Origin of the sequence: Saccharothrix sp. ALI-22-I (assembly GCF_001984175.1) — a bacterium.
GTDB lineage: Bacteria > Actinomycetota > Actinomycetes > Mycobacteriales > Pseudonocardiaceae > Actinosynnema.
In genome coordinates this window covers 31,918-46,431 of record NZ_MTQP01000061.1, presented here as the reverse complement: position 1 = coordinate 46,431, position 14,514 = coordinate 31,918, and the positions used below count along the sequence as shown (strand labels likewise).

Sequence of the window (14,514 nt, the reverse complement as noted above, 5' to 3'; positions counted from 1 at the left end):
GCTCCGGCGCGTGGTCGGGCGACGGTCCTTCAGGGACACACTGTCAGGCTTTGGCCGACCGGCGGCGACGCACGATCACGACGGCGCCGGCGGCCAGGGCCAGGACCAGGAGGATCAGCGGCACCGCGGGCATCGGCCACGGCGAGCGGACGTACTCCTTGACGATCACGACCGCGCGGTGCGGCTCGTCGGTCGCGGAACGGGTGAAGCGGATGTCGTCGGTGATCTGCGCCGGCCTGAACTCCCCGTCGTAACGGGTCAGGAAACGCGGGCCGCTCAACGCCGCCGACAGCGTCGGGTATTGCGGGTCCGGCTTCACCTGGCCCGCGAACGTCAGGTCGGGCGCGCTGCCGTCGGGCGCCGGGTTGCTGATGTCCATCCGGTGGTCGGCCAGCACGTACAGGCGCAGCGGCTGCCTGCCCTCGGCCGTGGCCGACAGGCGCATGGGGTAGACCGGCGTGTCGGTCTCGAACGCCAGCCGCATCGGCGGCAGCCCGGCGGAGAGGCTGCCGGAGGTCGGGGCCAGGCGCACCGCGACGACGAGCCAGCCCTCCGCGAGGTACGGTCCGAGCGCGCCTTCGAGAGCGGTGGGCAGGGTGAAGTCGTTGTCGCCCAACCAGTGCGTCACGGCGGTGGCGTCGGTGCCGGCGAGTTGGGCGACCTCGTAGGGTCCGATCTCGACGTGGTCGACGACGGTGGCGCCGCGATCGGACTGCGGGGGAGCGCCCGCGCCGTCACCGTCCACCGTCACGCGCCGCACCTCGACGTCCGGGCGGCTGATCCGGTCCAGTTCGGTGAACAGTTCCCCCTCGGCCACCTCGAACCGGGCGCGCGCGGGAACCGGCATCAGGAACGCCGCCTGGGTCGCCTCGGAACGCGCCTGCACCGAGAGGGTGATCGACTCGGTGCGGCCGGTCAACTCCACCAGCGCGGTCTCCTGCTGCGCGCGCAGCTTGTCGTTGGCGACGAACGCCCCGCAGGCGCAGGCGCCGGACATCGCGGGATCGACCGCCACCACCGTGACGACGAGCGCGACCACGACCGCGATGCGGGTTGCCATACGACCGGTTGTCATGACCGGTCGGACGCGCTCGCCGGTGATCAGGTTCCGCGATCCGGCCCGGCCGTCGCGTCCGAGGGTTGGCAGGACGGGGGCGTGGACAGATGCCCCGCGATCGTCAGGCAGGGGATGGGTGAGCGACGTCGTGTCCGGGCGGCGCCACTGGCGTCCGCCGCCGGAACGGTTAGCCCGGTGGCAGTCGGTTGACGGCGGAGGTGGCCAGTTCGAGGGCGAGGGGGCAGCTCGACTCGTCCGGGGCGTCGGCGGTGACCTGCACCGATACTTCCTCGATCGTCTGCACGCCACCGGGGTCGTCCAGTGGCCGGTGCCGTTGGTCAGCCCGATGGTGGCGTCACAGGTGGTGAACTGGGTGCCCATGTCGATGGTGGCCCTGCCGTACTTCGCCAGTGCCTCGGTGTTCAGCAGCGCGCAGGGATCGCTGTCGCGCAGGTGGTCGGCTGTGATCGCGATGCCGTTGCTGCGCGGCGCGCCGGCGGTGGGAATCGACGGCGTGGGGGATGGCGGCTCGGCCGGTGCCGGTCCCGTCGAACAGGCAGACGCGGCCAGGAGCGTTGTGACGACAAGTGTTGCCGTGCGACGCGCCGTGCGACGAACGCTAGCCAGGCCGTCAGTCGTTGCCGGTCACGTGTCACCAACATGCCGGCGAAGCCAACCGCCCCCGCCCCGGGCGTGATCGTCTCGCGCTTGTCGGTCTGCCCGCCGTTGTGACGTTAAAGATCTGAATAACTTCAGTGTTGACCGAAATTCCCCAGAGGGGACCGTCGGCGTCCAGGCGTTCGCACAACGCGGCGACCAGTCGGGCGGCGTCGAACCGAGTCGATGTTTGCGCTCACAACACGACTCGGCTTGCCTGGCAGGCACGTTGGGCTGAACGGAGTAGGTTGCGTCTACAAGCGAAGTCAGCTGCGCAAGGCTGACGTTGTCGAACATTCTTCGACAAGATCAAGCCTGCGGCACCATCGAAGTTAGCGCTCACATTATGGCTTCACTGAGCGTTGACGGTTCGGTCGCGCGCCGGCTACATTGCCACGAAAGTATTGGTCGCTGAACCGAAAAGTTTCGCCCAGGTCGGTCGTCATGCCACCACCACGGCCGCCCGTCAACGATGACGATGGGGACTCCTATGCGACGAACGCATCGGCACGGCATGCAGGCACTGGTCTTCACGGTGGTAGCCATCGCGGGCCTGGTGGGCAGCGGGTTGGTGGCGAGCCCGCCGGCGGGCGCCGCGGCCGGCTGCGCGGTGACCTATACGAAGTCCTCGGAGTGGCAGGGCGGGTTCGGCGCCACCGTCGCCGTCACCAATCTCGGCGACCCGGTCAACGGCTGGGCGCTGGAGTGGTCGTTCGCCGCGGGTCAGCAGGTCGGCCAGCACTGGAACGCGGTGATCACCCAGAGCGGCGCCCAGGTCAGTGCCAGGAACGTCTCCCACAACGGCTCGATCGCCACGGGTGGCAAGGTCGAGTTCGGTTTCAACGGCACCTGGACCTCCGCCAACCCCAGCCCCACGTCGTTCCGCCTCAACGGGACCACCTGCACCGGGAGCGTGAGTCCCACGACGACGACCACGACCACGACCACCACCGCGACGCCCAGGCCGACGTCGTACACCAACCCGGTGCTGTGGCAGGACTTCGCGGACATCGACATCCTGCGTGTCGACGACACCTACTACTACTCGGCGTCCACCATGCACTACTCGCCCGGCGCGCCGATCCTGCGGTCCTACGACCTGGTGAACTGGGAGTTCGCGGGCCACTCCGTGCCGCGGCTGGACTTCGGCGCCAAGTACGACATGAGCGGCGGGCGCGGGTACGTGCGGGGGATCTGGGCGTCGTTCCTCAACTACCGCAAGAGCAACAAGACATTCTACTGGGGTGGCTGCGTCGACTTCGGTCAGACCCACATCTACACCGCCGCCGCGGTGGACGGTCAGTGGAGCAAGCACACGACGATCGACAAGTGCTACTACGACGCCGGAATGCTCGTGGACGACAACGACACCATGTACGTCGCCTACGGCAACACGAACATCAGCGTCGCGCAGCTGTCCGCCGACGGGAAGACCGAGGTCCGGTCGCAGCAGGTGTTCACCACGCCGTCGAACATCGGCACGCTGGAGGGCGCGCGGTTCTACAAGCGCAACGGCAACTACTACATCTTCCTCACCCGCCCGGCCAACGGCCAGTACATCCTCAAGGCCGGCAACCCGTTCGGCCCCTACACCGTGCAACAGCTCCTGCTGGACCTGCCTGGCCCCATCCCCGGAGGCGGTGTCCCGCACCAGGGCGGTCTGGTGCAGACGCAGAACGGCGACTGGCACTACCTGGCGTTCGTCGACTCCTACCCCGGTGGCCGGGTGCCGGTGCTCGCGCCGATCACCTGGACCTCGGACGGCTGGCCCCGGCTGCAAACCGTCAACAACGCCTGGGGCACCACCTACCCGATGCCGAACCTCCCCGCGCCGCCACGCCAGGTGAAACCGATGACCGGCGTGGACACGTTCAGCGGCACCACCCTCGGCCCGCAGTGGGAGTGGAACCACAATCCCGACACCGGTCGGTACTCCGTCAACAACGGCCTGCGCATGCAGACGGCCACCGTCACCAACGACTTGTACTCGGCGCGCAACACCCTGACCCACCGCATCCAAGGACCGACCTCCACGGCGACGATCACGCTCGACCTTGCCGGTATGCGTGACGGCGACCGCACCGGCCTGGCGATGCTGCGCGACTCGTCGGCGTGGATCGGCGTCAAGCGCGACAACGGCCGCAACCGCGTCGTCATGGTCAACGGCCTGACCATGGACGACAACTGGAACACCACCGGCACCGGGACCGAAGTCGCCGGAACGGACTTCACCGGCACCCGGATCTGGTTGCGCGCCAACGCCGACATCCGTCCCGGCTCCGGCCGTCAGGCACGCTTCTCCTACAGCACCGACGGCGTGAACTTCACGTCCCTGGGCGCCGCGTTCACCCTCAAGAACGACTGGCGGTTCTTCATGGGCTACCGATTCGGCATCTTCAACCACGCCACCACCTCCCTCGGCGGCGCGGTGACGTTGGAACGCTTCGCACTCACCACCCCCTGAGGTCCCCGGCATCGGCCGCCTCCCGTCGGAGGTGGCCGGTGTATGTCTCATGTGGACTGTCCTCGGCTACCGCTGCCTCGGATCGCCCCGGGGCGAGTGACTTCGCACTCAGATCAAGGAGACATTCGTGGATCGACAACGTCCGCAGCGGCCGGGTCGGCGGAGAACCGCCGTCCTCGTCACCGTCTTACTCGTCGGCGGCCTTGTGGCCACCCCGTCGGCGATGGCTGCCGGGCCGAACCTCATCACCAACCCGGGCTTCGAGGACGGCCTCTCGGCGTGGGCGGTCAACACGGGGAACCCGACTGACGGCGCCACCCTGTCGACGACCGGCGACGCCTATTCGGGCTCTGGCGCGGTGCAGGTGACGAATCGGAAGACGACCGGTTCGGGACCGGTGCAGGACCTGGCCGGGAAGGTCCTGGCCGGGAAGACCTACACGGTCGCCGCCCGGGTGAAGTACGAGAACCCGGAGAGCCCGGCCACCAAGCAGTTCTTCGTGACCATGCACTACGGCGGCTCGACCTACACCAACCTGGGCACCGGGACGGTGTCGCGCGGCCAGTGGGGACTGCTCCAGGGCACGTTCACCATCCCGGCAGGGCAGGCCGTCACCACGCCGCGGGTCTTCGTCGAGACCCCGTGGACGGCCGACCCGGCAGCCGCACCGGCGACCCACCTGATGGACTTCAAGGTCGACGACGTCGTGCTGAACGAGTTCACCCCGTCGACCACCATCGAGGTCCTCGGCAAGAACCCCGGCGAGGGCAACCCGCTGATCTCCCACAAGTTCGGTGCCGACGGCAACGCCTTCGTGCACGGCGGCCGGGTCTACGTCTACCTGACCAACGACACCCAGATGTACAACCCGGGCCCCGACGGGACCTCGCCGACCAACACCTACGGCGGGATCAACACGATCACCGTGATCTCGTCCGACGACCTGGTCAACTGGACCGACCACGGCGAGATCCCGGTGGCCGGACCGAACGGCCTGGCGAAGTACGCCTCGCAGTCCTGGGCGCCCGCGGTCGAGAGCCGGGTCGTCGACGGCAAGGAGCAGTTCTTCCTCTACTTCGCCAACAACGGCGCGGCGACCGGCGTCCTGGTCGGCGACTCGCCGCTGGGCCCGTGGCGTGACGAGCGGGGCAGCCTGCTCATCACCGGCCAGACCCCCGGCGCGTCGGACGGCCGCAACTGGCTGTTCGACCCGGGCGTGTTCATCGACGACGACGGCCAGGGCTACCTCTACTTCGGCGGTGGCGGCAACGACGGCTCCAACTCCTACGAGAACACCAACCACCCGAAGTCGACCCGCGTCATCAAGCTCGGCGACGACATGATCAGCACCGAGGGCGCGGCCGAGACCATCGACGCCCCGCTGATGTTCGAGGCGGGCCACGTCTTCAAGCGCGGGGACAAGTACTACTACTCCTACTCGTCCAACTTCGGCTTCGGCGGCCCGATCGACCCGAACGGCCCGCCGACCGGCGCCATCGCCTACCTCGTGGCCGACAACCCGATGGGCCCGTGGACGCCCGAGAAGTACGCGGGGGTCATCTTCAAGAACCCGGGCGTCTACTTCGGCGCCGGCGGCAACAACCACCAGTCGGTGTTCGAGCTGAACGGCGAGCACTACTTCACCTACCACGCGCAGACGCTGAACCGCCGCATCACCGGCGGCGCGACGCAGGGGTTCCGCAGCCCGCACATCGCGAAGCTGGAGTTCAACCCCGACGGCACCATCAAGGAGGTCCTCGGCACCTTCGACGGCGCCGAGCAGATCCGCCACCTCGACCCCTACCGGGTGATCGAGGCGGAGACCATCGCCTGGCAGCAGGGACTCGCCACCAAGCGGCTCACCGCGCCGAACGACGTGCCGAACCTGGCCCTGCACGACGTCGACGACGGCGACTGGACGTCACTCTCGTCGGTGGACTTCGGGACCGGCGCCACCGGTGTGGCGGCACGCGTCAAGCCACTCACGGCGGGCACGAGCGTCCAGGTGCGCCTGGACGACCGCGCGGGGCCGGTACTGGCCACCATCCCGGTCGCCGGGCCGACGGGGGAGTGGACCGAGGTCGGCGCGGAGCTCGACGGTGTCTCCGGCGTGCACGACGTGTACCTCACGTTCGTCGGACCCGATGGCCGTGACCTCCTCGAAGTCGACAGCTGGCGGTTCACCAAGCCGTCGCTGAAGGTCGCGGGCACCGCCGACACGCGGTGCGCCGGGCCGAACGTCAAGCTCACCGTGCACGTGACCAACAACGAGTCCGTGCCGGTCGACTTCGTTGTCGAAACGCCGTACGGCACCAAGTCGTTCGACGACGTCAAGGCGGGAAAGACCCGCTTCCACCCGTTCATGACGCGGCAGTCGAGCGTCACCGCCGGCACGGTGACGGTCACCGCCACAGCGACGGTCGACGGACACGAGGTGTCGACCCGGATCCCTGTTCCGCACGAGGCGCGCACCTGTCGTTGACCTCCGGGCCGGGGCGGCCCGGGACCTCCGGGCCGCCCCGACCTGCGACACATCGGCCGCCGTGCCCGCGCCTGAAGCCGCCCGTCCGCCGCCGGGTCCGTACCGAGAATGACTCCGACAACGCACAGGAGCACCTCATGTCCTCTCCATTGAGTCGGCGCAGACTGTTCCAGGCCGCCGGTGTCGCCGCTGTCGCGACCGGTGCGCCGTCGCTGTTCACCGGGTCGGCTTCGGCCGCGGCGGTGCCACCGGTCCGCGGTGACATCGGTGTGTCGGCCGCCGGGTTCGACCTCAGCGAGGTCCGCCTCACGTCGGGCCGTTGGCTGGACAACCAGAACCGCACGCTGTCCTACCTGCGGTTCGTCGATGTCGACCGGTTGCTGTACAACTTCCGCGCCAACCACCGCCTGTCCACGCAGGGTGCGGCGGCGTTGGGCGGCTGGGAGGCGCCGAACTTCCCGTTCCGCACCCACAGCCAGGGGCATTTCCTGAGCGCGTGGGCGCAGGCGTGGGCGGTGCTGGGTGACACGGCGTGCCGTGATCGGGCGAATTACATGGTCGCGGAGTTGGCCAGGTGTCAGGCGAACAACTCGGCGGCGGGGTTCAACTCCGGTTATCTGTCGGGGTTCCCGGAGTCGGACTTCGACGCGATGGAGGCGGGTTCGCCGAAGTCGGTGTCGTACTACTCGCTGCACAAGACGCTGGCGGGTCTGTTGGACGTGTGGCGGTACGTGGGCAGCACGCAGGCGCGTGACGTGCTGCTGCGGTTCGCGGGCTGGGTGGACTGGCGGACCGGCAGGCTGTCCTACAGCCAGATGCAGAACGTGCTGCGCACCGAGTTCGGCGGCATGAACGCGGTGCTGGCCGATCTGTACCAGCAGACCGGCGACCAGCGCTGGCTCACCACCGCCCAGCGGTTCGACCACGCCGCCGTGTTCGATCCGCTGGCCGCGGGCCAGGACCGGCTCAACGGGTTGCACGCCAACACGCAGGTGCCGAAGTGGATCGGGGCGGCCCGGGAGTACAAGGCCACCGGTACCACCCGCTACCGCGACATCGCGTCCAACGCGTGGGACATCACCGTGGGCGCGCACACCTACGTGATCGGCGGCAACAGCCAGGCCGAGCACTTCCGCGCGCCCAACGCCATCGCCGCCTACCTCAACACCGACACGGCCGAGGCGTGCAACACCTACAACATGCTCAAGCTGACCCGCGAGCTGTGGCTGCTGGACCCGAACCGGGCCTCCTACTTCGACTTCTACGAACGCGCGCTGCTCAACCACCTGATCGGGCAGCAGAACACGGCCGACCCGCGCGGCCACATCTGCTACTTCACCGGTCTCAACCCCGGGCACCGGCGCGGCAACACCGGACCGGCCTGGGGCGGCGGCAACTGGAGCACCGACTACGGCACGTTCTGGTGCTGCCAGGGCACCGCGCTGGAGGTCAACACCTCCCTGGCCGGCTCGATCTACTTCCGCAGCGGCACCACGCTGACGGTGAACCTCTACACCCCGTCGGTGCTGACCTGGGCGGAACGCAACATCACCGTCACCCAGACCACGACCTACCCCAGCAGCGACACCACCACGCTCACCGTCACCGGCAACGCGGGCGGGTCGTGGACCATGCGCCTGCGCATCCCGGCCTGGACCAGCGGCGCGACCGTCAGCGTCAACGGCGTCGCCCAGAACGTCACCGCGACGCCGGGCAGCTACGCGAGCCTCACCCGTTCGTGGACCTCCGGTGACGTGGTGACGCTGCGCGTGCCCATGCGCGTGATCGTGGAGCCCGCCAAGGACAACTCCGGCATCGCCGCCATCACCTACGGTCCGGCCGTCCTGGCCGGCAACTACGGCAACCGGACGCTGTCCGCGCTCCCGTCGCTCAACGTCGGCTCCATCACCCGCACGAGCACCTCGGCGTTGGCGTTCACCGCGACCGCGAACGGCGAGACGGTCAACCTCGGCCCGTTCCACGACGCCCACGGCTACAACTACACCGTCTACTGGAACACCGGCGGCAGCAACGGTTCGGGCAGTCACCGGCTGGTCAACGTCGGCACCGGCATGGTCCTGGGCGTCAAGGACATGTCCACTTCGGACGGCGGGCTGGCCGTGCAGTGGCACGACAACGGCACCGCCGACCACAACTGGCAGCTGGTCACCGACGGCGGCAACGTGAGGCTGCGCAACGTCCACAGCGGCAAGGTGCTCGGCGTGGAGAACATGTCCACCGCCGACAACGCCCGCGTCCTGCAGTGGTCCGACACCGGCACCGCGGACCACAAGTGGACCCTGGTCGACAACGGCGACGGCACGCACAAGATCCGCAACGTCAACAGCGGCAAGCTGCTCGGCATCCTCAACGGCTCCACCAGCGCGGGCGCCCAGGTCGTGCAGGACTCCGACAACGGCTCCGCCGACAACCGCTGGCGCCTGGTGCCCAACGGCGCGTAGAGCATTGCCGGTGCCCGTCGCCCCGCGCGGCACAGGCACCGGCAGCGTGTCAGCGGCTAATGATCCCCGGATCAGCACAAAGTGTGCGACGAAGGGCGGTTCCATGGAGCCCAACGGAGACGACTTACCCGACTTGGACAACATGCTCGCCGACATGGGGTGAAGCCGACTGCCACCGCGCGGGCGGGAGTCCGCCAACAGGCGCAGTCACTGCTCGACGCCATCGAGCACGGGGCGACGGCGGATCGGGGGTCCGCTGTGCCTGCCGAAAATCCCATCCCCGCAGGTGACGGGGAGCGCTCCCATATCGGACGGTGCTTTCAACGACGAAGGAGAATCATGCCCCTGCAGATCCATTCCGCCCGATGGTGACGCCGTCTGCTGCTCCGTTCGGCCGGTACTCCAGCGCCGTTGTGGCCGCCTTCAAGCTGGGCGATTCGAACGGCAGCGGAGCACAGAACTGGACCACCGGCACGAACGGTCCACTGGTCAACCCTCAGTCGAGCAAGTGCCTGGACGCCAACAGAGCGAGCACCGCCGACGGCACCAGCTGATCATCTGGACCTGCCACGGCAGCTCGACCAACGCTGGACCCTGCCCTGAACCCCAGCAGACAGGAGCACACCCATGAAACAAACGCACCACCTCGGCCGGTGGTGGACGCCGATCGCCGCCGTCGCACTGGTTTTCGCCAGTGTCGGTGTGGCCGACGCCCGGCCTGTACCCACCCCCACGGATACCGGCACGCTCGCCGCGTCCCCCGGCTGCGGCAAGACCCCGACACTGGCCAGCGGTACGCACACGATTCAGAGCAGCGGCCAGAACCGCTCTTTCATCCTGAGGATTCCCAACAACTACGACAACACCCGCCAGTACCGGTTGATCTTCGGGTTCCACTGGTATGGCGGCACCGCCAACGACGTCGACTCAGGCGGATCCGACGGCTACAACTGGTCCTACTACGGCCTGCGGCGACTGGCGGACAGCGCGAACAACAGCGCGATCTTCGTGGCGCCCCAGGGCAACGGCAACGGCTGGGCCAACCCCGGCGGCCAGGACGTAACCTTCGTCGACGACATGATCAGGCGGATCGAGAACGACCTGTGTGTCGACACGGCACAGCGCTTCGCACTGGGCTTCAGCTACGGAGGCGCCATGAGCTACGCACTCGCATGTGCCAGGGCCACGACCTTCCGTGCGGTCGCGGTCTACTCCGGCGCAGGTATCAGCGGTTGCAGCGGCGGCACTCAACCGGTCGCATACATGGGGATTCACGGCATCAGCGACAACATCGGAGGTGGACGGGGCCTTCGGGACACATTCGTCAGGAACAACGGCTGTACCCCGCAAAACGCGCCCGAGCCCGCGGCGGGCAGCCGCACCCACATCACCACCACCTATTCAGGGTGCCGCACCGGATATCCAGTGGTGTGGGCCGCCTTCGACGGAGGACACACCCCCGGCCCCATCGACGGCGGTGGCGATGGCTGGAGAAGCTGGACTTCGCCAGAGGTATGGTGGTTCTTCACCGGAGACACGACACCCACTCCACCACCGTTCCGGCTGCGCAGCGAATCCTCAAGCCGATGCCTGGACGTCAACGGCGCCAACTCGACCAACGGCACCCAAATGATCGTCTGGGACTGCCACGCCAACGCCAACCAGCAGTTCACCCAGAACAACAAAGCCCTGCAGGTGTTGGGCAAATGCCTGGAGGTGCCCGCCAACGCAGGCCCCGGCACCCGCACACGCATCTGGGACTGCAACGGCGGCGCCAGCCAACAGTGGAACGTCAACGACAACGGCACCATCACAAGCGTCCAAACCGGACTGTGCCTTGACGTCAACGGCACCGCCAACAGCTCAGCCGTCAACGTGGCGACCTGCAACAACGCCGTCAACCAACGCTGGGCCAAAGCCTGACCGGACCGGGTGAGGACAGCCGCCACCGCCGCGCGGCTGTCCTCACCCCTGTGCTTGCCGAAAATATCGTCTGTGCAGGTCAGGCGGCGTGGTGGTACTCGTTGAGGATGTCGCCCAGTCGTTGCCGTCGGCGGCGGCGCCGGTCATGACGATGACGTTGTCACTCACGGGTGAGGTCGGCGAGGTCGTCCGGGGTGAGGGTGATGGCACGGGCGGCCATGTTCTCCTCCAGGTGGGCGAGGGAGCCGGTGCCCGGGATGGCCAGCGCGACGGGGGAGAGGGCCAGCAACCAGGCCAGGGCGATCTGCGAGACGGTGGCCCCATGCCGGTCCGCGACCTTGACCAGGTGGTCGTCGGTGAGGTCGGTCCGGCCGCCGCCCAACGGGAAGAACGGGACGAACGCGGTGCCGTCGGCGGCGCAGGCGTCCAGGACGGCGGTCTCCTCCCGATGAGCGATGTGGAAGTTGTTCTGCACGGCCGCCACCGGGGCGATCGTGCGGGAGGCCCCGGCGGCGTTCGTCGCCTATGTCTCCGCCAAGGGCGCCATCAACGGCTTCACCCATGCGTTGGCGACGGACTTGGCCCCTTACGACGTCACGGTCAACGCCCTGGCCCCAAGCGTCGTCCCGCACTCCCACGACTCTGCGCGAACTCTCCGAGGAGGTTTTCGAGCACTACACCCAGACCCAGAACCTGAAGCGACAGCAGACCCCCGAGGACGTGGCCAACCTCGTGGCGTTCCTCGCCTCGGACGAGGCCTCGTTCATCACCGGCCAGGTCCACCTCGTCGACGGTGGCCTCCGACGGCGTTGACGCCGGATTCGGTCGCGCTGTTTGGCCGGGGGGCATCGCATGATCGGCGGGCGATAGCCCCTGTTGGTCGGCGACGGCGCCGGTCTCGAGAGCCGTGCTGTCCGTCGCCTGCCGAGCATTCGCGGTCACGAGTAGAAGGGCGCTTTCCCTGTCGTCAGTGAGCCCTACGCCTGCGACGAGACTTCGCGGGCGGTCGGAGTAGGCGGCGGCCATGTGGTGCACTCGGTGCCGTTGACCCTGCCGTTGGTCGGGCCGGGATCGTAGGTGCCGCCGGCCAGGTAGCCGAATGTCACGGTTTGCCCGTGTCGATGTGCGACGCCCACGAGGGGCCGACGGGACTTCACCCCAGGTGCGACGCAAGTTCTGCGCGTGGGTCAGCAGCAACGTGTCGGGGTGGTTGGAGACGGCATCGTCGATGGCAGTCCTGATGAAGTGGATCGAGTCCTCTCGCGTGAACTCGTAGTCGTGCTCGGTCAGTCGCAACCTTGGGTCCAGCAGTGCTGGCGCCAGGGGCTGCCAGCTGGTGGCGGGCGTGCGGATGAAGATGTGTCGACCGTCCGGGGTGGTGCGGACTGCGATGGGTACAGGGCGTCGTGGATGGTTTGCACTCCGCCGGCCGGGGCGCATCATCCAGATCGCCATGAGCGCAGGCGGGCGTGTCACCGTGCTGCGGACCGGGGCCGGCAGGGGTGTGGGTCGTAGTCCGAGTTGCCGCAGCAGGTCGTCGACCGCGTTGGAGAAGCGTGCGCGAGTGGCAGCACTGTCCTGGTCCTGGGTCGTGCGTGCCCACCAGCACGCCGCGGGTGCCCGTGAAAGGGGCTGACCCCGGAGGAATCGCGGGCAGCGCAGGGCCTGGGCCGGACGTGCCGCCGGGCGAGCACGTGTTGCGGCTGTCGTTCACCGAACCGGGGCTGCGGATCGGCGCGTGGGCCGTCGTCCTGGGCATCGCGGCGACGCTGGGGCACACCGCGGTGTGGTGGTGGCTGCGGCGCCGGCGCGGCGTCCGGGACGCCTGGTGATGCGGTCGTGACCACCAACGGCACCTGTGCGTCGTCGCCCACCCGGACGACGACCTGCTGTTCGTGAACCCCGACACCGCGCTGGCGATCCGGAGGGGCGCACCGACCCGCGTGGTGGTCGTGAGCGCGGGTGAGTTCAACGGCAACGGCGGTCGCCGGGAGGACTACGCCGAATCACGCCGCCTGGGCGCCTGCGCCGCCTACGCCCGCATCGCCGGCGTGCGCGACCGCTGGGACCACCGGTGGCTCGTGGTCGGGGCCGCCGGGTCGAGCGGGACGTGCTGGTGGACCGGCCGACCGTGGACCTGGTGCTGCTCGCCCTGCCCGACGGCGGCGACGACCTCCAGCCCAACGCCCTGATGCGCATGTGGACCGATCCGGACGCCGTCGCGCACACCCTGGTGTACCCCGGCTCACCGGTGCGGCGCGGCTACGAGTACCGCGCCGAGGACCTGCGCACTGCCCTGGCGACGCTGGCGCATGTCGCCGACCGTGGTCTGCACGCTGGACGGCGACCCCGACCCCCACCTGCGCGGCGACCACGACGATCACGTGGCCGTGGTCCGCTTCACCCGCCAGGCGCTGGAGGGCCGCGCGCACGCCCCACTGGTGGAGCACCGCTGCTACAACACCGCCGACTGCGCGGTGAACCTGTCCGTCCGCCGTCGTGCGGGACAAGGCCGAGGCGTTCGACACCTATGCTCGGTTCGATCTGGTGGCCGTCGGCCAACCCGGCTGGAGCAGTCGCACCTACCGCCGCTGGGACCCGGGCGACGCGTGGGCGGGCACCGACGGCGACGGGCGGTCGCACGCCTTCTGCGTCCGCGGCGGACCGGTGCTCGGGTGGCGGCAGCGTGCACCGGGCGGGTCGTGGCGTGCGCCGGTCGACATCGGGGGCGCTGCCCTCGCGGCCACCCTCGCGGTGGGCGCCAACGCCGACGGCAGGCTGGAGGTGTTCGCCAAGAACTCCGGCGGCGGGATCAGCACCGCGTACCAGACCGAGCCGAACGGGGCCTTCTCGCCGTGGGTGGACTTCGGCGGCGGCCCGGACGTCCAGGGCGTGCCGGCCGTGGTCACCCGGCCCGATGGCCGGATGGCCCTGTTCGCCACCACCAGTACCGGCGTGCTGTGGTGGTCGCAGGACGCCCTGAACGCGGGCTGGTCCGGCCCGGTCGCCCTGGTGGACGCGGCGGTGACCGGCCCACCCACCGCCGCGCTGAACGACGACGGTCGCGCCGAGGTCTTCTACCGCGCCGACGAGGGCGCGGCGAGCACTGTCTACGTCACCCGGTCGGGAACGTGGAGCGCACCGCCCACCGGGCTGGGCGGTGACGGCACCGGCCCGGTGGCCGCGCCGCTCGCCCGCGGGCTCATCCTCCTGCTCGGCCGCGACGCCGGTGGCCGCGTCACCGCCTGCCGGCAGCGGGCGCGCCCGATTCGGGGTTCACCGGCTGGACCGACACCGGGCTGTTCACCACGGGGACACCGGCGCTGACCACCGGCCCCGACGGCTGCCCGGTGGCGGTGGTGCACTGCCCGGACGGCCGCCTCCGCACGAGCACGGTCCTCGACGGACCGGAGGTCGCCTCGGCCCCTGGTGCACGCTCCCGATGACGCCCGACCGCTGACCCGAATTG

10 protein-coding genes and 2 pseudogenes are annotated in these 14,514 nt (G+C 69.1%); 9 read left to right on the top strand and 3 right to left on the bottom strand.

Translation table 11 applies throughout. The features are described from left to right. Positions 1-43 precede the first annotated feature (43 nt). Positions 44-1,060, bottom strand: coding sequence for a DUF2330 domain-containing protein (locus ALI22I_RS20775; protein WP_077007210.1), 1,017 nt, complete (start codon positions 1,058-1,060; stop codon positions 44-46). A 1,144-nt stretch (positions 1,061-2,204) separates the two neighbouring features. Between ALI22I_RS20775 and ALI22I_RS20770 the strand changes: the two genes are divergently transcribed. The 4 genes from ALI22I_RS20770 (at position 2,205) to ALI22I_RS20750 (ending at position 11,045) form a co-directional block, all read left to right on the top strand. Beyond that, entirely contained in the window at positions 2,205-4,178 is a 1,974-nt protein-coding gene (locus ALI22I_RS20770; protein ID WP_238598484.1) for a family 43 glycosylhydrolase, read from the top strand. A 127-nt stretch (positions 4,179-4,305) separates the two neighbouring features. Then, complete coding sequence (locus ALI22I_RS20765) at positions 4,306-6,660, top strand: family 43 glycosylhydrolase (RefSeq protein WP_077007208.1); 2,355 nt, start codon at positions 4,306-4,308, stop codon at positions 6,658-6,660. A 137-nt stretch (positions 6,661-6,797) separates the two neighbouring features. Then, entirely contained in the window at positions 6,798-9,122 is a 2,325-nt protein-coding gene (locus ALI22I_RS20760; protein ID WP_077007207.1) for a beta-L-arabinofuranosidase domain-containing protein, read from the top strand. Positions 9,123-9,749: 627 nt separating this feature from the next. Continuing rightward, positions 9,750-11,045 carry a ricin-type beta-trefoil lectin domain protein gene (locus tag ALI22I_RS20750; protein ID WP_077007205.1) on the top strand — a complete coding sequence of 432 codons (1,296 nt, stop codon included), beginning with the start codon at positions 9,750-9,752 and terminating at the stop codon, positions 11,043-11,045. 160 nt (positions 11,046-11,205) lie between these two features. On the opposite strand, the gene ALI22I_RS20745 is transcribed toward ALI22I_RS20750, so the two are convergent. Further along, positions 11,206-11,529 (bottom strand): aldo/keto reductase, encoded by a 324-nt coding sequence (locus ALI22I_RS20745; protein ID WP_077007204.1) that lies wholly within the window; start codon positions 11,527-11,529, stop codon positions 11,206-11,208. On the opposite strand from ALI22I_RS20745, the pseudogene ALI22I_RS55620 reads away from it, so the two are divergent. Both ALI22I_RS55620 and ALI22I_RS20735 read left to right on the top strand, forming a co-directional pair. Continuing rightward, positions 11,501-11,665: pseudogene (locus ALI22I_RS55620) on the top strand (SDR family NAD(P)-dependent oxidoreductase); the annotation flags it as partial. The gene ALI22I_RS20745 and the pseudogene ALI22I_RS55620 overlap by 29 nt on opposite strands. Next, entirely contained in the window at positions 11,607-11,858 is a 252-nt protein-coding gene (locus ALI22I_RS20735) for an SDR family oxidoreductase (protein WP_077007203.1), read from the top strand. The pseudogene ALI22I_RS55620 and the gene ALI22I_RS20735, both read left to right, overlap by 59 nt. Positions 11,859-12,194: 336 nt before the next feature. Here ALI22I_RS20735 and ALI22I_RS55615 read toward each other — a convergent pair. Further along, positions 12,195-12,488: pseudogene (locus ALI22I_RS55615) on the bottom strand (RNaseH domain-containing protein); the annotation flags it as partial. 179 nt (positions 12,489-12,667) lie between these two features. Between ALI22I_RS55615 and ALI22I_RS49435 the strand changes: the two are divergent. From ALI22I_RS49435 to ALI22I_RS20725, 3 genes are all read left to right on the top strand, one after another. Next, positions 12,668-12,877, top strand: coding sequence for a YfhO family protein (locus ALI22I_RS49435; protein ID WP_143532348.1), 210 nt, complete (start codon positions 12,668-12,670; stop codon positions 12,875-12,877). A gap of 24 nt (positions 12,878-12,901) precedes the next feature. Continuing rightward, positions 12,902-13,237 carry a PIG-L family deacetylase gene (locus ALI22I_RS20730; RefSeq protein WP_083751884.1) on the top strand — a complete coding sequence of 112 codons (336 nt, stop codon included), beginning with the start codon at positions 12,902-12,904 and terminating at the stop codon, positions 13,235-13,237. 307 nt (positions 13,238-13,544) lie between these two features. Next, complete coding sequence (locus tag ALI22I_RS20725; RefSeq protein ID WP_077007201.1) at positions 13,545-14,372, top strand: hypothetical protein; 828 nt, start codon at positions 13,545-13,547, stop codon at positions 14,370-14,372. Positions 14,373-14,514 lie beyond the last annotated feature (142 nt).

Excerpts from the sequence above, each read along its gene's own strand:
- ALI22I_RS20775 (WP_077007210.1), bottom strand. The coding sequence starts at position 1,060 with ATGGCAACCCGCATCGCGGTCGTGGTCGCGCTCGTCGTCACGGTGGTG.
- ALI22I_RS20770 (WP_238598484.1), top strand. The coding sequence starts at position 2,205 with ATGCGACGAACGCATCGGCACGGCATGCAGGCACTGGTCTTCACGGTG.
- ALI22I_RS20760 (WP_077007207.1), top strand. The coding sequence starts at position 6,798 with ATGTCCTCTCCATTGAGTCGGCGCAGACTGTTCCAGGCCGCCGGTGTC.
- ALI22I_RS20750 (WP_077007205.1), top strand. The coding sequence starts at position 9,750 with ATGAAACAAACGCACCACCTCGGCCGGTGGTGGACGCCGATCGCCGCC.
- ALI22I_RS20735 (WP_077007203.1), top strand. The coding sequence starts at position 11,607 with ATGCGTTGGCGACGGACTTGGCCCCTTACGACGTCACGGTCAACGCCC.